Consider the following 17,532-nt stretch of genomic DNA (forward strand, 5'->3'; position numbering starts at 1 on the left):
GGCAGACGTGTTTCCGCCACGGCGGTGCTCAGCCGTCGCACCGAGGGTTCGGCGGTGTGGGGGACGGGGTGCGGCCCGGCTCCGGTCGGGACGGCTCCCGGAGGCTTCTCGGCAAGAGGCGGGATCCGGACTGGGTTTCGCCGAAGGTGTCGTTCGGGTTGGAGAGCACACAGTTCTCCAGGGACAGGCAGCCGCAGCCGATGCAGTCGGTGAGGTGGTCCCTCAGCCTGCCCAACTGCTTGATCCGCTCGTCCAGTTCCGAGCGCCAAGTCTCGGACAACCGCGCCCAGTCCGCCCGCGTGGGTGTCCGCTCCTCCGGCAACTCCGCCAGCGCGTCACGAATCGTGGCGAGGGGAATCCCCACCCGCTGCGCCGCCCGCACGAAGGCGACCCTCCGCAACGTGTCCCGGTGATAGCGCCGCTGGTTCCCCGAGGTCCTGCGGCTGCGGATCAGCCCCTTGGACTCGTAGAAGTGCAGGGCGGACACCGCGACACCGCTCCGGGCGGACAGTTGTCCGACGGTCAGCTCGTGGATCTTCTCCGGGATCTGAGGCACCCTTCGCACCCTACCCACCCCGCGCACCGCCCTCGCGGGGCGTCCGTTGACATCGCCCCCGTACCCGACCATGCTGAGCAAGCGCTTAGACAATGAGGCAGGGGAGACCAGGGACATGGCAGAGCCGAGGATCTTCACGTCCGCCGACGAGCTGCGGGCCGCGGTCGGCGAGCAGTTGGGCCACAGCGACTGGCTGGAGATCGACCAGAAGCGGATCGATCTGTTCGCGGACGCGACGGGCGACCACCAGTGGATCCATGTCGACCCGGAGAGGGCGGCGGCCGGCCCCTTCGGCAGGACCATCGCGCACGGCTATCTCACGCTGTCGCTGCTGCCCACACTGGTCCCGCAGATCATGCGGGTCGAGGGCATGAAGATGGGCATCAACTACGGCACCAACAAGGTCCGCTTCCCCTCCCCCGTACCGGTCGGCTCACGGCTGCGCGCCACCGCCGTACTCGCCGAGGTCACGGAGGCGGGCGGCGGCGTCCAGGTCACGGCGGCGGTGACGGTCGAACGCGAGGGCGGCGAGAAGCCGGTGTGCGTCGCCGAATCGGTCTCCCGCTACTACTTCTGAGCCGGCACCGCGCTACGTCTCCGCCAGGACGGACGCCGCGTCTCCGTCGTAGCCGACCATCCGCAGGACCAGGTCCGCGTACAACACGCCGACCTCGTCAGCGGTGCGCCGGCCCGCGATGTTGAACCAGCGGGCCACGTCGATGCAGAGCGACAGGACGGCCACCGTGGTGCCGGGGGCGTCGGGTACGTCGAACTCCCCGGCCCGCACGCCGTCGTCGATGAGTTCCCTGACGACGGCGTCGGTACGGCGGCGCAGCGCGACGATCTCCGCGCGGGCCTCGGGTCCGAGCGCCTCCAGCTCGTACTGGACGACCCGCGCGGTGGTGCTCTGCTCGGCGTGCCAGCGGACGAAGGAGCGCACGGCGTCGGCGAGCCGTTCGGCGGCGGTGCCCTCGCGGTCGGCCGCTGTCCGCAGGATGTCGAGGGCCTTGTCGTGGCCGATCCTGCTGATGCGGTGGAGCAGCTCTTCCTTGGTCTTGTAGTGGATGTAGAGCGCGGCGGGGCTCATCCCCGCGCGGCCCGCGATGTCCCGGGTCGTCGTCGCGTGGTACCCCCGCTCGGCGAAGGCGTCCACGGCGGCCACGAGCAGTCGCCTGGCCGCGTCCGGGCTGACCTCGCCCCACGGCTGCGTCTCGCCACCGGTCTCCTGCGCCGCAGTCATGCGCGCTCCTCTCCGCCTGTTCGGAGGTGCCACCATACCCCCGAAGCTGAGCAAGCGCTTAGCTCGTGGGCGGGCGCCCATCCTTCTGGAAGGGATCATGCCTGACGAGCAGGTGTTCCACTCGGGCCTGGTCGACCCGGCTGACCAGTTCACCGGCCTCCTGCCGGTCCCTGATGACCTTGGCGAGGGTGAAGCAGGAGGTCACGAGGTACAGCACGGCGATCCCGAGGAAGGCCCGGACCCAGGCGTCCGTGTCCAGGTTGAAGATCCCGGCCGCGGTGGCTCCGAGGGCGACCGCGAAGGACGCGACGGCCTGTCCGTAGAAGGCCGCCGTGGACTGCTGCTTGACCGCTGGCTCACTCATGCGCCCAGGATCGGCGGCGCCGACCACCGTCACATCCGTCGCCGTACTCAGCCGGGGTACGCGCGGGTACTCGGGTGACGCGCACAAGCGGCGCCGGAGGTCAGAACGCCGATACGCCCGTCAGTGCGCGGCCGATGAGGAGTTTCTGGATCTGGCTGGTGCCCTCGTAGAGGGTCATGACGCGGGCGTCGCGCAGCAGTTTGCCCGCCGGGTACTCGTCGATGTAGCCGTAGCCGCCGAAGACCTGGAGGGCGTTGTTCGCGGCGCGCACGGCGGCCTCGGAGGCGAAGAGCTTGGCCTTCGAGGACGCGGTGGCGAAGGGTTCGCCCCGGTCCACCAGATCGGCCACGCGCCAGGTGAGGAGCCGGGCCGCGTCGATGTCCACGGCGATGTCGCTGATCAGTTCCTGGACGAGCTGGTGATGGGCGAGGGTCCGGCCGAACTGCTCGCGCTCGGTCGCGTACCGCACGGCGGCGTCCAGCGCGGCCCGGCCGATGCCCACGCAACCGGCCGCCACCGACATCCGCCCCTTGGCCAGCGCGGACATGGCCACCGAGAACCCCTTGCCCTCGGGTCCGAGCAGCGCGGCGGCCGGCACACGGACGTCCTCGAAGACCATTTCGGCGGTCGCCTGCCCGCGCAGACCGAGCTTGCCGTGCAGGGCGCGGCGGGTCAGGCCGGGGCTGTCGGTGGGCACCAGGAACGCGGAGATCCCCTGGTGCCCCGGCTCGTCACCGGTGCGGGCGAAGACCAGGACGACATCGGCCCAGGTGCCGTTGGTGATGAACATCTTGGTGCCGGACACCACGTAGTCGCCGCCGTCGCGGACCGCGCGCGTGGTCAGATGGCCCGCGTCGGATCCGGTGCCCGGTTCGGTGAGGCCGAAGCAGCCGAGCAGTTCGCCGGAGGTCAGCCCCGGCAGCCACCGCCGCTTCTGCTCCTCGCCGCCCCAGTGCGCGATGCTCTTGGCGACCAGGCCGAGCGAGACGGAGACGATGCCGCGCACGGACGAGTCGCCGCGCCCCAACTCCTCGGTCACCAGGCAGTACGCGAGATGGTCGCCGCCCGAGCCGCCGTACTCCTCGTCCACGGTCAGCCCGAGGAAGCCGACATCGCCGAGCTTCCTGACGATCGAACGGTCCACCGACTCCACCCGGTCCCACTCGGCGGCGTACGGGGTGATCTCGCGCGCGACGAAGTCCTCGGCCAGGTCCCGGACGGCGGTCTGCTCCTCGCTCAGCTCCAGGTTCACGGGCGGGACTCCTCGTCGTCGCGGGCCGGAAAAGCGTAAACTACCACCGCTAGTTTACCTTCGGTAGCCCTACTATGTTCGGCATGGCCCGACCCCGCAAACCCCTCCTCAGCCGAGCCCTCATCGTGGACACGGCCTGTGCGCTGGTGGACGCGGAAGGGCTCGCGGCGCTGTCGACCCGGCGGCTCGCGGCGGAACTCGGCGTGAGCGGTCCCTCGCTGTACAACCACTTCCGGACCAAGGACCAGATCCTGGAGGCGGTCGCCGACTCGGTGAGCGCGCGGGTCGACCTGTCGATGTTCGAGGACGGCCGGGACTGGCGTACCGCGCTGCACGACTGGGCCGTGTCGTACCGCGCGGCACTCACCGAACACCCCAACGTCGTACCGCTGCTCGCCCACGGGCCCGGCCGCCGGCCTTCGGCGCTGCGGCTCGCGGACGCGGTGTTCGGCGCGATGGTCGATGCGGGCTGGCCGGCCGCGCAGGCCACCTCGATCGGCGCGCTGATGCGGTACTTCGTGATGGGGTCGGCGCTCGGCTCCTTCGCGGGCGGCTTCGTGGACGACGAGACGGCGTACGACCCGGCCGACTACCCGCATCTCGGCCAGGCCCATCTGCTCGCCGAGCGCCAGCAGAAGATCGACGAACGGGCCTTCGAGACCGGCCTGACCGCCCTTCTGGACGGGCTCACGCGGCAGTACGAGGACATGACGTCACGGGCGGTGTGACACGCCGTCCACGGGGTGCGGGAACGATTCGACGACAGTTCGGTGACCGCCGAAGGTTTCCGGACGCATGCTGGGACACATGACTGCGAGAAGGACCTTCGGGAACGGTGCGTCGGGGGCGCCCCGGCTGGCCGCCCTCGCCGGGCTGCTCGCCGACGAGACACGCGCCGCGTGTGTGCTGGCGCTGCTCGACGGGCGGGCGTGGACGGCCGGTGAACTGGCCCGGTACACCGGGGTCGCCGCGTCCACCGCGAGCGAGCACCTGGGCAAACTGGTCGCGGGCGGGCTGCTCACCGAGGAACGGCAGGGCCGCCACCGGTACGTACGGCTCGCCGACGACCGGGTCGCACAGTTGGTCGAGGACCTCGCGGCGCAGGCCGGTCCTGTGACCCCCGCCGAGCGACCCCGGTCCCTGGGCGCCGCAGGGGCGGTTAGCGCGATGGCACGGGGCCGGACCTGCTACGACCATCTGGCCGGGCGGCTCGGTATCGCCCTCACGGACGCGCTGACCCATCGGGAACTGCTGCGGCAGGACAACGGGTTCGCGCTGACCGACGCCGGGGTGCGGTGGTTCGCGGACACCGGGATCGCCCTGGAGCACGGCGGGCGGCGGCCCCTGGCCCGTGCCTGCCTGGACTGGACGGAACGCCGGCCGCATCTCGCCGGGGTCGCGGGCGCCGCCCTGTGCCGGCACGCCCTGACGGCGGGCTGGTGCGTACGGATCGGGTCGGAGCGGGCCGTGCGGGTGACCGACACCGGGCGGACCGCGCTGCGGGACCTGCTGGACATCGCCCCACCGGACCTGGCGTGACCGAGCGCCGGAGCCGTGCGTCACGGGCCCCGCGATATTGCGGTGACCGCCGAAGCGTCCAGGTCATAGCCTCGGGGCCATGACCGACCCCGCACCCCGGATCGAACCGGAACCCGACACGGCACCCGACTCGGCGCCCACCGCGACTCCCACCGCCGCACCCGCGTCGAGCCGGCGCTCCCGGCGTCTTGCCGCCGGTGCCGCCGCCGTCACCGTCGTGCTGTGGGCCTCCGCGTTCGTGGCGATCCGCAGCGCGGGCGAGGCGTACGCGCCCGGTGCCCTCGCGCTCGGGCGGCTGCTCGCCGGGGCCCTGGCACTCGGCGCGCTCTGCCTGATACGCCGGGAGGGGTGGCCGCCGCGCGCGGCCTGGCCGGGGATCGCGGTCTCCGGCCTGCTCTGGTTCGGGTTCTACATGGTCGCCCTCAACTGGGGCGAGCAGGAGGTCGAGGCGGGCACGGCCGCGCTCCTGGTGAACATCGGCCCGATCCTGATGGCGCTGCTCGCCTCCCGCTTCCTCGGCGCCCCGCTGCCGCCGAGGCTGCTGGCCGGCATGGGGGTGTCGTTCGCGGGCGCGATCCTCGTCGGGATCTCGATGTCGGGCTCCGGCGGCTCGTCCGTACTCGGGGTCGCGCTGTGCCTGCTCGCGGCGGTCGGTTACGCGTGCGGGGTGGTGGCGCAGAAGCCCGCCCTGGGCCACGGAAGTGCTCTGCAAGTGACGACGTTCGGCTGTCTGGTGGGCGCGGTCGCGTGTCTGCCGTTCGCGGGGCAGTTGGTACGGGACGCCGCCGACGCCCCCTTGTCCGCGACCCTCAACATGGTCTACCTGGGCGTGTTCCCGACCGCCCTCGCGTTCACGACCTGGGCGTACGCGCTGGCCAGGACCACGGCGAGCCGGATGGGTGCCACGACGTACGCGGTGCCCGCGGTGGTGGTGCTGATGTCGTGGGTGGCGCTGGACGAGGTGCCGGAGGTGCTCACGCTCGGCGGGGGCCTGTTGTGTCTTGCCGGTGTGGCGGTGTCCAGGTCCCGGGCGGGCTGAGAATCCGGTCCGTCAGTCGAACACCACCAAGGCCCGCCCGCCCCTCCCCGCCAGCATGTTCTCGAACGCCCTCGGAATGTCCTCCAACCCGATGTGTTCCGTCACCAGCGCGCTCAGATCCAGGCGGCCCGCCCTGATGTGATCCGCCAGTACCGGGAGGTCCTTCTCCGGGTCGCTGTTGCCGTAGACACAGCCGGAGAGGGTGCGGCCCCAGTGGAAGATCTCCAGGGCGTTGAAGGTGACCTGCTGGTCCTTGCCGCCGATGCCGACGACCGTGGTCCTGCCGCCGCGCCGGGTGGAGTCCCAGGCGGTACGGATGGTCGTCGCGCGCCCCACGCACTCGACGGCGACATCGGCTCCCTGGCCGCCGGTCAGCGCGCGGATCTCCTTCGCCGTGGTCGGTGACGCGACGACGTACTCGGTGGCACCGGCCCGCCGGGCCAGACTCTCCTTCTCCGGTGTGACGTCCACCGCGACGACGGTGGACGCGCCCGCGATCCGGGCCGCCTGGAGCGCCGCGAGACCGACACCGCCGACCCCGAACACGGCGACCGACTCGCCCTCGCGGACCTGTGCCGCGTGGTGCACGGCGCCGTATCCGGTGAGGACGGCGCAGCCGAGGAGGGCCGCGTCGGTGAGCGGGACGCCGTCGGGTACGGGCAGGACGCAGGAGGCGGCGACGACGGTCTCCTCGGCGAACGCGGCGACGTTCAGGCCGGGATACAGGTCCGTGCCGCCGGCCGTGGTGGCGTAAACGGTGCCCGTACCGGTGAGGGCGTCGGCGCACAGCCAGACTTCGCCGCGCGCGCAGGCGGGGCAACTGCCGCAGGAGGGTGCCCAGTTGAGGACGACGCCGTCGCCGGGCGCGACATGGGTGACGCCCTCGCCGACGGCGACGACGGTTCCGGCGCCCTCGTGGCCGAGGACGGCGGGGACCGGTACGCGCAGGGTGCCGTTCGTCAGGGAGAGGTCGGAGTGGCACACGCCGGCGGCGGCGAGCCGGACCCTGACCCGGCCGGGGCCCGGTTCGGGCAGGTCGATCTCCGTGATCTCCAGCGGAGATCCGACGGCGGGCAGAACGGCGGCGCGGACCACGGTCACGTACTCCTTGAGGGAACAAGTGGGCTCAGTAGTGCACATTCGGGTTCAGAACTGGAGCGACTTCGTCTGAAGGTATTCGCTCAGACCGTGCGCGCCGAGTTCCCGTCCCACGCCGGACTGCTTGTAACCGCCGAACGGCGCCAGCGGGTTGAAGCGCCCGCCGTTGATGTCGACCTGCCCGGTGTCCATGCGCCGCGCGAAGGCGACGGCCTCGGCGTCGTCGGCGGCCCAGACGGCGCCCGCGAGGCCGTAGACGGTGCCGTTGGCGATGCGCAGGGCGTCGTCCTCGTCGTCGTAGGCGAGGACCGACAGGACCGGGCCGAAGATCTCCTCCTGGGCGATCGTCATGTCGGGGGTGACATCGGCGAAGACAGTGGGGCTGACGTAGTAGCCGTGCTCGCGGGGCGCGTCGGGGCCGCCCGCGACCAGGCGCGCGCCCTCCGCGACACCGGTACGGATGTAGCCGCGTACCCGTTCGTGCTGCCGGGCGTTGACGACGGGGCCGATCCGGTCGCCGTACTTCGCGGCGGCCGTCGCGGCGAGTTCGACGGCCTCCTCGTACCGGTCCCGGTGGATCAGCATGCGGGTCCAGGCGCTGCATGTCTGGCCGGAGTTGGACATCACGTTCGCCACGCCGACGTTGACCGCCTTGGCCAGGTCGGCGCTCGGCAGGACGACGTTCGCGGACTTGCCGCCGAGTTCGAGGGCGACCCGCTTGACGGCCGCGCCCGCCGTGGCGCCGATCCGGCGGCCGACGGCGGTGGAGCCGGTGAAGGAGACGAGGTCGACGCCCGGGTGCTCGGCGAGTGCCTGCCCGGCGACCGGGCCGAGCCCCGTGACAAGGTTGAAGACACCGGCCGGTACGCCCGCCTCGTGGACGGCCTCGGCGAAGAGCTGGGCGGTGAGCGGGGTGTCCTCGGCGGGCTTCAGGACGACCGTGCAGCCGGCCGCGAGCGCGGGTGCGACCTTCGCGACGATCTGGTGCAGCGGATAGTTCCAGGGCGTGATCGCGCCGACCACACCGACCGGTTCGAGGAACACGGTCGAGCTGCCGACCCGCTCCTCGAAGGGGTACGTCGCGGCGAGGTCCGCGTAGGAACCGGCGACCAGGACGGGGACGCCCGCGTGCACGGCGCGCGAGAACGCCGGGGGTGAGCCCAGTTCCGCCGTGACCGTCTCGGCGATCTCCTCCTGGCGGGCGACGAGCGCGTCCCGCAGCGCCGCGAGGCGGGCCGCGCGCTCGGCGGGAGGAGTCGCGGCCCAGCCGGGGAAGGCGGCGCGGGCGGCCCGTACGGCGGTGTCGACGTCCAGCGCGTTACCGGCCGGGACCTCGCCGATCACCTTCTCGTCGGCGGGGTTCACGACCGTGATCGTGTCGGTGCCCGCCGCGGGGCGCCACGCGCCGTCGATGTACATGCCGTCATGGGGCTTCATGGCGATTCCTCCCGGACGTGCGACGCGCGTGCACCCCCAAACTAGCGCTGTTAGTTTCCGGGGCGCCAGGGGCCCCCGGCGCTGTCGGCGGAGCTTGGCGCGTTCCGGCGGGTGAAGGGGGTTCCTGCCCCACCCGGCCGGACCGTATGCCGAGGCCCGCGGCGGCGAGCAGCAGCGCCCCGAGCATGGCGAAGGGCGCGGCCGTCCCGGCGACGCCCGCCACAAGACCGGCCGACGCGGGGGCGGCGACCTGCCCGAGCCGGTTGCCGGTGAGGCGCAGCGCGAGGGCGGTGGAGCGGGCTTCGGCGGGGGCGGCGCGGACGACGGTCGTCATGGACAGCGGCTGCCCGACGCCGAGGCAGAAGCCGAGCACCGCGAGCATGAGGGCGAGCGCCCACACGGGCACCGGCAGCGCGATGCCGACACAGAGCACGCCCGCGAGCAGACAGGTCGTCACCAACAGGGCGGTACGGCCGAGGAGCCGGATCATCGGGGTCATCGCCAGTCGGCAGGCGACGGTCGCGGCGGCCCGCAGACTGAGCAGCAGCCCCACGACGGCCGGGGTGATGCCCCGGTGCTCGCCGACGACCGGGAGGTACGCGGTGAGGATGTCGGTGGCCGACAGCACGGCGAGGCTGATGAAGATGCCCCCGGGCACGCCCCGGGCACGCAGGATACGCAGGACGGGGACCCGGTCGTGGTCGCTGTCCGGAGCGCGTGGACCGGCCGGTGTCCGGTGCTCGATGCGCCACAGCGAGGTGAACGCCATCGCGCAGACCCCGGCCGAGGCCAGCAGCGCGAGGGCGCTGGTGGGGGCCATGGCGCCCGCGCGTTCGGAGATGACCAGACCGGCCGCGACGGGTCCGACCAACTGTCCGAGCGAGGCGCCGATCGTGAAGTGGCCGAAATTGCGGTCCTGTTCGGCGGGCGCGGACTGCCGGGCGACGATCGACTGGGCGCCGATCACGAAGCTGAGGTGCCCGAGCCCCATCAGCCCGCTCCATGCGGCGAGTGCGGGCAGCGAGTGGGCCGTACCGCTGAGCGCGCAGCCGCCGGAGATCAGGACGACACCGACGGGCAGCAGCGGCGCGCACCGCCCGTGGTCGGTACGGCGGCCCAACGGGACGGCGGCGAACAGCGGGAGCAGCGCGTACACACCGGCGATGACGCCGATGGCGCGTTCGTCCGCGCCGAGGGACAGGGCCCGGTAGGAGACGGCGGGCCGCGCCATCGACACCGCCCCCTGCGCGAAGCTGAAGGCGATGACGAGGCGCAGCAGCCAGCGCCGGTTCCCACCGGGCCCTGATATGCCGTCTGTTGAGCTGTCCGTTGGGCCGTTCGTTGGACCGTCTGTCGTGCCGTCTGTACGAGACGGAGGATTCATGGCTCAGAGGATGCCGAAGAGGAATCCGGCGCCGAGCACCACCAGCGAGGTGAGCGCGGCCCATTTGACGGTGAACCTGGTGTGGTCGCCGAACTCGACCTTCGCCATGCCCACGAGGACGTAGACGGCGGGCACCAGCGGGCTCGACATGTGCAGCGGCTGGCCGATCAGGGACGCGCGGGCGATCTCCAGCGAGGAGACACCGTGGGCGCCGCCGGCCTCGGCGAGCACCGGCAGGATGCCGAAGTAGAAGCCGTCGTTGGACATGAAGTACGTGAACGGGATCGACAGCACACCGGTCGCGAGGGCCATGTGCGGGCCCATCCAGTCCGGGATGCCGGAGACGACGGCCTTGGCCATGTGGTCGACCATGCCGGTGCCCGTCAGGACGCCGGTGAAGACGGCGGCGGCGAAGACCATGCCGGAGACGTTGAGGACGTTCTCGGCGTGCGCGGCGATCCGGGCCTTCTGGTCCGGCATGTGGGGGAAGTTGACCGTCAGCGCGAGGGCGGCGCCGAGGATGAACAGCACCGGGATCGGCAGCCACTCCATGATCATCGCGGTGAGCAGGGTCACCGTGAGGAGCGCGTTGAACCAGTACAGCTTGGGGCGCAGGGTGGCGCGGTTCGGGTCGAGGACGGCGAAGTTCCGGTCGGCGTCGTCGTCGGCGTCGTCCGGGGTCTGTGCGCCTGCCGCGTCGGCGTCGTCGGCGTCTGTCCCACCGCCGACCCCACCGGTACGGGCCGCGCCGCCCTTGCCACGGGCGGCACCCTTGCCGCCCGCGCCGACCAGCACCTTCTCGCTGTCGTCGGCGCCCGCCGTCACGGTGTCGGTCTCGATGATCTCGTCCAGGGACAGATACCCGAGGCGCGTGCGCTCCCGGCGGCCGAGGACGTACGAGAGGGCGAAGACGGCGAGGAGGCCGACGGCGAGCGCGGGGATCATCGGGACGAAGATGTCGCTGGCGTCGAGCTTCAGCGCGGTGGCCGCGCGGGCCGTGGGACCGCCCCACGGAAGGGTGTTCATCACGCCGTTGGCGGTGGCGGCGACACCGGTCATCACGACCAGGCTCATCTTCAGGCGCTTGTACAGCGGATACATCGCCGAGACGGTGATCATGAAGGTGGTCGAGCCGTCGCCGTCGAGCGAGACGATCGCGGCGAGCACGGCCGTGCCGACGACGATCCTGACCGGGTCCGCCTTGGCGAAGCGGAGGATGAGCCGCACGATCGGGTCGAAGAGCCCCACGTCGATCATCACGCCGAAGTAGACGATCGCGAACATGAGCATCGCGGCGGTGGGCGCGAGCGAGCCGATGCCGTCGATGACGTAGTCGCCGAGGTGCGCCCCCTTCCCCACGAACACGCAGAACAGAGCGGGGATCAGAACCAGCGCCGCGATCGGCGACACCTTCTTCATCATGATCAGGACCAGGAAGGTCGCGATCATGGCGAAGCCGAGGATGGTCAGCATGAGTGGATACCTAACGTTCGCCCTTGAACTCCCACCAGTGCCGGCGGTGAGCGAGACGTTAGGGCCCGCATCTCATCGTTAACAAGATGTTGACACGCGAGCAATAAGCGCAAAACTCCAGGTCACAGGGTTGCGACGACCACGGCGGTGATGTCGACGGGGATTCCGTTGAGGACGGCGGTGCCCGACAGGGGGTCCAGGAGGGTGCCGTCGAGCAGCTGGTTGACGTTGACCCCGGGGTCGGCGGCGGCGACCCGCAGCCGGGTTCCTGGACGGTGGTGGCCCCAGCCGTGCGGCAGACTCACGACCCCGGGCCGTACCGACGCGGTGACCTCGGCGGGGGCCTCGACCTCTCCCCCGGCGCCCTTGATGCGGACCGGGGCGCCGTCAGTGACGCCGAGCCGGTCGGCGTCGGCGGGGTGGATCTGGAGGGTGCAGCGGTTCGAACCGCCCATCAGGGTCGGGACGTTGTGCATCCAGCTGTTGTTGGAGCGCAGATGCCGGCGGCCGACGAGGACGAGTCCGCCGGGCCGGTCGTGCAGGGCGCGGGCCAGCCGGGGCAGGTCGTCCGCGAGCGGCGCGGGCAGCAGCTCGATCCGGCCGCTGCGGGTCTTCAGCGGCTGTGGCAGCCGGGGCCGCAGCGGGCCGAGGTCCACACCGTGCGGATGCGCGAGGAGCCGGTCCAGGGTGAGCCCGCCGGTCCTGGCGCGGAAGCCGTCGCCGTACGGGCCCAGGCGCAGCATCATGTCGAGGCGCCGCTCGGGCCCCGTCCCGCCGGTGAGCAGTGCGGCGAGTTCCTTCGGGTCGCGGCCGTGGACTGGTCCGTGCGGGTCGGCGACGGCCTTGCCGAGCGTGCTGTCGACGGCGAGGGCGTCCACGGCGGACGGATCGGCGCCGTGCAGGCCGGACGCGGCGAGGATCAGCCGGGCGTGGATCTCGGTCTCGTCCATCGCGCCCGGGTCGAGAGGGACGGCGGCGGGGGTGTAGCGGGCCTGGTTGCGCACCGCGAACATGTTGAACGCGAAGTCGTAGTGCGCGCTGCGGGACGGCGGCGGCGGGGGCAGCACCACATGCGCGTGGCGCGAGGTCTCGTTCAGGTACGGGTCGACGCTGACCATGAAGTCGAGGGATTCCAGGGCCCGGTCGAGGCGGTCGCCGTCCGGTGCGGACAGGACCGGGTTGGCGGCGATGGAGATCACGGCGCGGATCGGGCCTTCGGTGAGGGCGCCGGGTCCGCCCCGGCCCGGGGTGTCGATCTCCTCGGCGAGGGCGGCGAGCGGCAGTTCGCCCTTGGCCTCGGGGTGGCCGCCGGCCCGGGAGCACCAGCGGCCGAGTGCGAAGCCCTTGCCGGGTCCCGCGGGCCGGGGCGGCTTGTCCGTCGCCGACTGCGGGAACAGGGCGCCGCCGGGGCGGTCGAGATTGCCGGTGAGGATGTTCAGGACGTCGACCAGCCAGCTCGCGAGGGTGCCGAAGGAGACGGTGCTGCTGCCGATCCGGCCGTACACGGCGGCGGTCGGCGCGGCGGCCAGTTCCCGGGCCAGCTCCCGGATGGTGTCGGCCGACACCTCGCAGGCGCCGGTGACCGCCTCGGGGGTGAACTCCCGTACGGCTGCGCGTAGTTCGTCGATACCCTGCACCTGGTCGGTGAGGGCGCCGAGGTCGGTGAGTTTCTCCTCGAAAAGGACCTGCGTCATGGCCGCGAGCAGCAGCGCGTCGGTGCCGGGCCGGATCGCGAGATGGCGGTCGGCGAGCCGGGCGGTACGGGTGCGGCGCGGGTCGACCACGGTCAGGGTGCCGCCCCGGGCGCGCAGCGCCTTGAGCTTGCCGGGGAAGTCGGGGGCGGTGCACAGACTGCCGTTGGACTCGACCGGGTTGGCGCCCAGGAGCAGCAGGTGGTCGGTGTGGTCCAGGTCCGGTACGGGGATGGCGTGCGCGTCGCCGAAGAGGAGTCCGCTGGAGACGTGTTTGGGCATCTGGTCGACCGTGCTGGCCGTGAACAGGCTCCGGGTGCCGAGGCCGGCGAGCAGCAGCGGCGGGTAGAGGGCGCCCGCCATGGTGTGCACGTTGGGATTGCCGAGGACGACGCCGACGGCGTGCGGTCCGTGGGCGTCCACGACGCCCCGCAGTCCGGCGGCGACCGCGTCGAACGCCTCGTCCCAGGTGGCCTCGCGCAGGGCGCCGTCCCGGCGGACCAGGGGGCGGCTCAGCCGGTCCGGGTCGTTGTCGACGGCGCCGAAGGACGCGCCCTTGGGACAGATGAAGCCCTGGCTGAACACGTCGTCGCGGTCCCCGCGCGCGCCGGTGACCCGGGTGCCCTCGATGGTGAGCGTGAGCCCGCAGGTGGCCTCGCAGAGGGGGCAGATACGCGGCGCGGTACGAGGGGTCTTCGCGGTACGGACGGCTTCCGATGCTGCTGACATGGGCACTCCCGGGTGCGGCGGTAGCGCTGTCGCGCCGGCCCTCCGAGCATACCGAGCGGTATGCACGAAGGGGAGACCTGGCGGGGGCGTCACCGGCGGGAGGCGTCAGTCGAGGGTGCGTGCCACATAGGCCCGCAGCAGTGCCCTCGTCTCCTCGATGATCCGTTCGTCGCCTGCCGGGTCCATCCGGAACGCGAGCCGGACCAGCGCGTCGGCGGACTCGACGGCGACCAGGAAGGTGAGCCGCAGGGACGGGTCGGGCGTGCGGCCGATGTGCCCGGCCAGGAGTTCCGCGAGGCGGTCCGCGACCCGGGTGTTGGGGGCCGCGTCGGGCGCCCCGATGGGGATCTGGTTGCCGAAGTCGACCAGCGCGAATCCGGCGACGGTCCGTTTCATGGCCAGGTACTCGTCGAGCACGGCGTCCACCACACCGCGCCAGTCCCCGGCGGGGATCGTGGCCGTCCGCTGGGTGACGCGCTCGGCGTAGTGCTGGAGGTTGCGTTCGGCGAGGGCGCCGGCCATCGCGCGCTTGTTGTCGAAGAAGCGGTACACCGACCCGATCGGGACGCCCGCGCGCTGTGCCACGGACCGGGTGCTCAACTCGTCGAAACCGACCTCGTCCAGCAGGTCCGCGCAGGCGTCGAGGATACGACTGAGCCGCTGGGCGCTGCGCCGCTGGACGGGGGCGCGGCGCAGGGGTGCGACCCGGGCGCCTGTGCCGCCGACGGGGGCCGGACCGGACAGGGGGTTCTCGTCGGGCTCGGTCTTCATGGTGCCTTTCACGGAAGGGGACGGGGGTCCTCACGGACGCGGAGGGGGTTGCTCACGGGAGCGGAGGGGGTTGCTCAGGGAGGGCGTTCCGCACGGAACGGAACGAGGTGCCTCACCGGGTCGCCCGGGGCTGGGCCGTGAGGTCGGCGGTGCCCTCGATCGGTTTGCCCTTGACCGCCCATACGGTGCCGTCGTCCGCGTACAGCCGTGCGGTGAGGGCGTGTGTACCCCGGGAGAGGCGGCTACCGGGCAGATGGAAGTCGGGGCCGCGCAGCCGGTCGAGCGGGCGGCCGTCGAGGAACAGCAGCACATAGCCGCGTCCGGGGACCGCGACGGAGTCCGTGCCCGGGGGCGCGAACCGGAACCGGTGGACCGTGAGCCGGACGCGCCAGCCGTCGTCGGAGTCGTCGGGGCGTACGGCGAGACCGATGCCGGGCGCCTCGTCCTCGTCGACCTCGCGGTACTGGCGCCCCTGCTCGTCCGTGCTGTCGAGGAGCTTGCCGACCGTGGACACGGAAGGACTGGGTCCGGCCGCCGCGGGGCCGTCCGCGCCGCCGCCACAGGCGACCGCCACGGTCAGCAACATGCCCGCGAGCAGGGCGCGGACCGCGAACGCTGTACGAGATCGCCGAGGTGTCGCCATTCCGGGAGAGTAGAGGACCCCTCACCTTGACGGCTCCTCTTGCGCCAGGAAAAGCCGAATCCTATGGTGAAGCATAGGAATGCTGGCGAGGGGTGAGGGAGCAACGATGAGCGGCGACGGTGCGCGGAAGATCCCGGAGGACTCGGCGCGGAAGACCGCCGAGGGCCTGACCTACCTCTCGGGGTTCGGGAACGAGCACAGCACCGAGGCCGTCCCGGGAGCCCTTCCGCATGGCCGCAACTCACCGCAGCGCGCCCCGCTCGGGCTCTACGCGGAGCAGTTGAGCGGTACGGCGTTCACGGAGCCCCGGGAGCGGAACCGCCGCTCGTGGCTGTACCGGATCCGCCCCTCGGCGGCGCACCCGGCGTTCGTCCGCACGGACAACGGCGCGCTGCGCACCGCGCCCTTCACCGAGACCACGCCGGACCCGAACCGGCTGCGCTGGGACCCGCTGCCCGAGCCGGGCGCCGGTACGGACTTCCTGGCGGGCCTGTGGACGCTCGGTGGGAACGGCGACGCGGTGCAGCGCGCCGGCATGGCGGTGCACCTCTACCACGCGACGGCCTCCATGACGGAGCGCGTCTTCAGCGACGCCGACGGCGAGTTGCTGATCGTGCCCGAGCGCGGTGAGCTGCTGCTCCGCACCGAACTCGGCCTGCTGGCGGTCCGCCCCGGCGAGGTCGCGCTGATCCCGCGCGGTGTCCGGTTCCGGGTCGAGCTGCTGGGTGACGCGGCGCGCGGCTATGTCTGCGAGAACTACGGGCAGCCGTTCCAGCTCCCGGAGCGCGGCCCGATCGGCGCCAACGGTCTGGCGAACGCCCGTGACTTCCGGGCGCCCGTGGCCGCGTACGAGGAGAGCGAGGGTCCGGTCGAGGTCGTCAACAAGTTCTGCGGCAACCTCTGGACCGCGACCTACGACCACTCGCCGCTGGACGTGGTCGCCTGGCACGGCAACCTCACGCCGTACGTGTACGACCTGCGCACCTTCAACGTCATCGGCTCGGTCAGCTACGACCATCCGGACCCGTCGATCTTCACGGTCCTGACGTCGCCGTCCGACACCCCTGGCCTGGCCGGCGCCGACTTCGTGGTGTTCGCGCCGCGATGGCTGGTCGGCGAGGACACCTTCCGGCCGCCGTACTTCCACCGGAATGTGATGAGCGAGTACATGGGCCTGATCGAGGGCGCGTACGACGCGAAGACCGCGGGCAAGGGCGGCTTCGTGCCGGGCGGCGGTTCCCTGCACAACATGATGTCGGCGCACGGTCCCGACCGGGACACCTTCGAGAAGGCGAGCGCCGCCGAGCTGCGTCCGCAGAAGATCGACGACGGACTCGCCTTCATGTTCGAGACGCGCTGGCCGGTGGTCACGACCGCGCAGGCCGCCGGAGCGGACCATCTCCAGCCGCGGTACGACGATGTGTGGCAAGGTCTGGAGCGCCACTTCGGGAACGCGTAGCGCAGGGGGCGCGTGCGCCGGGCGCGTACCGGGTGAGGGCGCGCCGAGGAACCGATCCGGGAGATGTCGTGACCGCTTTCGCACCGGACTCGATCGTCCTGAATCGAAAACTGCCGCTGTGGTATCAGGTGTCGCAGTCGCTGAGGGCCTCGATACTGGGGCGTTCGCCCGAGGCCCCGCTGCGGCTGCCCACCGAGGAGCAGTTGGCGGGGCACTACGGCGTGAGCGTGCTGACGATGCGGCAGGCGCTGAAGGAGCTGGAGGACGAGGGCCTGATCACCCGGCACCGGCGCCGGGGCACCTTCATCGAACCTGCCGTGCGGCGCGGGGCGCCGGTGCGGCTGCTCGGGTCGGTCGACGCGATCGTGGCACAGCAGTCGGGGATGACCGCCCGGCTCCTCGACCAGGGCACGGTGCCGGTGCCGTCCGAACTCGCGGAGCACTTCCCGGACCTGACCGAGGTGGCGATGTACCACCGGCTGCGCAGTGACGAGAAGACCGGCGAACCGACCAACCACGCCCGGAACATCGTGCGCCCCGAGATCGCGGCGCGCGTCGACCCGGCGGATCTCGAACGGTGGCCGATGACCAAGGTCCTGCGGGATGTCGTGGGCGTCCGGATCAGCCGGATCACGGACACCGTCGAGGCCCGCCTCGCCGACCCGGACACGGCCCGCCTCCTCGAAGTCCCGCTGCTGAGCCCGATCCTGCACTACACCGGCATCACCTACGACGAGGACGGCCGAGCCCTGGACGTCGCCCAGATCCACTACCGCGGCGACCGCTTCTCGTTCACGGTGACGCTGGACGCCCACTGAGCGACGCGGTCGGCGTGACCGGGGTTGGACGCGCGTGAC

The 17,532-nt window shown here is 71.9% G+C and carries 17 protein-coding genes; 6 read left to right on the plus strand and 11 right to left on the minus strand.

Going from position 1 to position 17,532, the window contains the following annotated elements; all coding sequences use genetic code 11:
• Positions 1 to 28 precede the first annotated feature (28 nt).
• Entirely contained in the window at positions 29 to 556 is a 528-nt protein-coding gene (gene soxR / locus ACFVT5_RS36480) for a redox-sensitive transcriptional activator SoxR (protein WP_389897220.1), read from the minus strand.
• 115 nt (positions 557 to 671) lie between these two features.
• On the opposite strand from soxR, the gene ACFVT5_RS36485 reads away from it, so the two are divergent.
• Positions 672 to 1,133 carry a MaoC family dehydratase gene (locus tag ACFVT5_RS36485; protein ID WP_389897222.1) on the plus strand — a complete coding sequence of 154 codons (462 nt, stop codon included), beginning with the start codon at positions 672 to 674 and terminating at the stop codon, positions 1,131 to 1,133.
• A 12-nt stretch (positions 1,134 to 1,145) separates the two neighbouring features.
• Here the strand turns inward: ACFVT5_RS36485 and ACFVT5_RS36490 are convergent, their stop codons facing one another.
• The 3 genes from ACFVT5_RS36490 to ACFVT5_RS36500 form a co-directional block, all read right to left on the minus strand.
• Positions 1,146 to 1,796, minus strand: a complete 651-nt coding sequence (locus ACFVT5_RS36490) for a TetR/AcrR family transcriptional regulator (protein ID WP_389897225.1) — start codon at positions 1,794 to 1,796, stop codon at positions 1,146 to 1,148.
• A 58-nt stretch (positions 1,797 to 1,854) separates the two neighbouring features.
• Positions 1,855 to 2,160 carry a YiaA/YiaB family inner membrane protein gene (locus ACFVT5_RS36495; protein WP_389897228.1) on the minus strand — a complete coding sequence of 102 codons (306 nt, stop codon included), beginning with the start codon at positions 2,158 to 2,160 and terminating at the stop codon, positions 1,855 to 1,857.
• A gap of 100 nt (positions 2,161 to 2,260) precedes the next feature.
• Positions 2,261 to 3,412 (minus strand): acyl-CoA dehydrogenase family protein, encoded by a 1,152-nt coding sequence (locus tag ACFVT5_RS36500; RefSeq protein WP_389897229.1) that lies wholly within the window; start codon positions 3,410 to 3,412, stop codon positions 2,261 to 2,263.
• 83 nt (positions 3,413 to 3,495) lie between these two features.
• Here ACFVT5_RS36500 and ACFVT5_RS36505 point away from each other — a divergent pair, with 83 nt between their 5' ends.
• The 3 genes from ACFVT5_RS36505 (at position 3,496) to ACFVT5_RS36515 (ending at position 5,990) form a co-directional block, all read left to right on the plus strand.
• The gene (locus tag ACFVT5_RS36505) at positions 3,496 to 4,140 is read left to right on the plus strand and encodes a TetR/AcrR family transcriptional regulator (RefSeq protein WP_389897232.1); all 645 of its coding nucleotides are present in this window, start codon (positions 3,496 to 3,498) and stop codon (positions 4,138 to 4,140) included.
• A 67-nt stretch (positions 4,141 to 4,207) separates the two neighbouring features.
• The gene (locus ACFVT5_RS36510) at positions 4,208 to 4,951 is read left to right on the plus strand and encodes an ArsR/SmtB family transcription factor (protein WP_389897234.1); all 744 of its coding nucleotides are present in this window, start codon (positions 4,208 to 4,210) and stop codon (positions 4,949 to 4,951) included.
• Between the two features lie 79 nt (positions 4,952 to 5,030).
• Positions 5,031 to 5,990, plus strand: a complete 960-nt coding sequence (locus ACFVT5_RS36515) for a DMT family transporter (RefSeq protein WP_389897237.1) — start codon at positions 5,031 to 5,033, stop codon at positions 5,988 to 5,990.
• Between the two features lie 12 nt (positions 5,991 to 6,002).
• Here the strand turns inward: ACFVT5_RS36515 and ACFVT5_RS36520 are convergent, their stop codons facing one another.
• The 7 genes from ACFVT5_RS36520 to ACFVT5_RS36550 all read right to left on the minus strand — a co-directional run bounded on the left by ACFVT5_RS36520 (position 6,003) and on the right by ACFVT5_RS36550 (position 15,216).
• On the minus strand, positions 6,003 to 7,085 hold the full coding sequence (locus tag ACFVT5_RS36520) for a Zn-dependent alcohol dehydrogenase (protein WP_389897444.1): 1,083 nt from the start codon (positions 7,083 to 7,085) through the stop codon (positions 6,003 to 6,005).
• Between the two features lie 51 nt (positions 7,086 to 7,136).
• Positions 7,137 to 8,525, minus strand: a complete 1,389-nt coding sequence (locus tag ACFVT5_RS36525; protein WP_389897239.1) for an aldehyde dehydrogenase family protein — start codon at positions 8,523 to 8,525, stop codon at positions 7,137 to 7,139.
• Positions 8,512 to 9,909: an MFS transporter gene (locus ACFVT5_RS36530; RefSeq protein WP_389897241.1), complete on the minus strand. Its 1,398-nt coding sequence runs from the start codon at positions 9,907 to 9,909 to the stop codon at positions 8,512 to 8,514. Before ACFVT5_RS36530 ends, ACFVT5_RS36525 begins: the two co-directional genes overlap by 14 nt.
• A 3-nt stretch (positions 9,910 to 9,912) precedes the next feature.
• Positions 9,913 to 11,382, minus strand: a complete 1,470-nt coding sequence (locus ACFVT5_RS36535; protein WP_389897244.1) for a CitMHS family transporter — start codon at positions 11,380 to 11,382, stop codon at positions 9,913 to 9,915.
• Between the two features lie 122 nt (positions 11,383 to 11,504).
• The gene (locus ACFVT5_RS36540) at positions 11,505 to 13,802 is read right to left on the minus strand and encodes a molybdopterin oxidoreductase family protein (RefSeq protein WP_389897246.1); all 2,298 of its coding nucleotides are present in this window, start codon (positions 13,800 to 13,802) and stop codon (positions 11,505 to 11,507) included.
• Positions 13,803 to 13,907: 105 nt separating this feature from the next.
• On the minus strand, positions 13,908 to 14,573 hold the full coding sequence (locus ACFVT5_RS36545; RefSeq protein ID WP_389897248.1) for a TetR family transcriptional regulator: 666 nt from the start codon (positions 14,571 to 14,573) through the stop codon (positions 13,908 to 13,910).
• Between the two features lie 112 nt (positions 14,574 to 14,685).
• Positions 14,686 to 15,216, minus strand: a complete 531-nt coding sequence (locus ACFVT5_RS36550; protein ID WP_389897250.1) for a hypothetical protein — start codon at positions 15,214 to 15,216, stop codon at positions 14,686 to 14,688.
• Positions 15,217 to 15,322: 106 nt separating this feature from the next.
• On the opposite strand from ACFVT5_RS36550, the gene hmgA reads away from it, so the two are divergent.
• On the plus strand, positions 15,323 to 16,675 hold the full coding sequence (hmgA, locus tag ACFVT5_RS36555) for a homogentisate 1,2-dioxygenase (protein WP_389897252.1): 1,353 nt from the start codon (positions 15,323 to 15,325) through the stop codon (positions 16,673 to 16,675).
• A 68-nt stretch (positions 16,676 to 16,743) separates the two neighbouring features.
• The gene (locus tag ACFVT5_RS36560; RefSeq protein WP_389897254.1) at positions 16,744 to 17,493 is read left to right on the plus strand and encodes a GntR family transcriptional regulator; all 750 of its coding nucleotides are present in this window, start codon (positions 16,744 to 16,746) and stop codon (positions 17,491 to 17,493) included.
• Positions 17,494 to 17,532 lie beyond the last annotated feature (39 nt).

The sequence above is a fragment of the Streptomyces sp. NPDC058001 genome (genome assembly GCF_042886315.1).
In the GTDB taxonomy this organism is placed as follows: Bacteria; Actinomycetota; Actinomycetes; order Streptomycetales; family Streptomycetaceae; genus Streptomyces.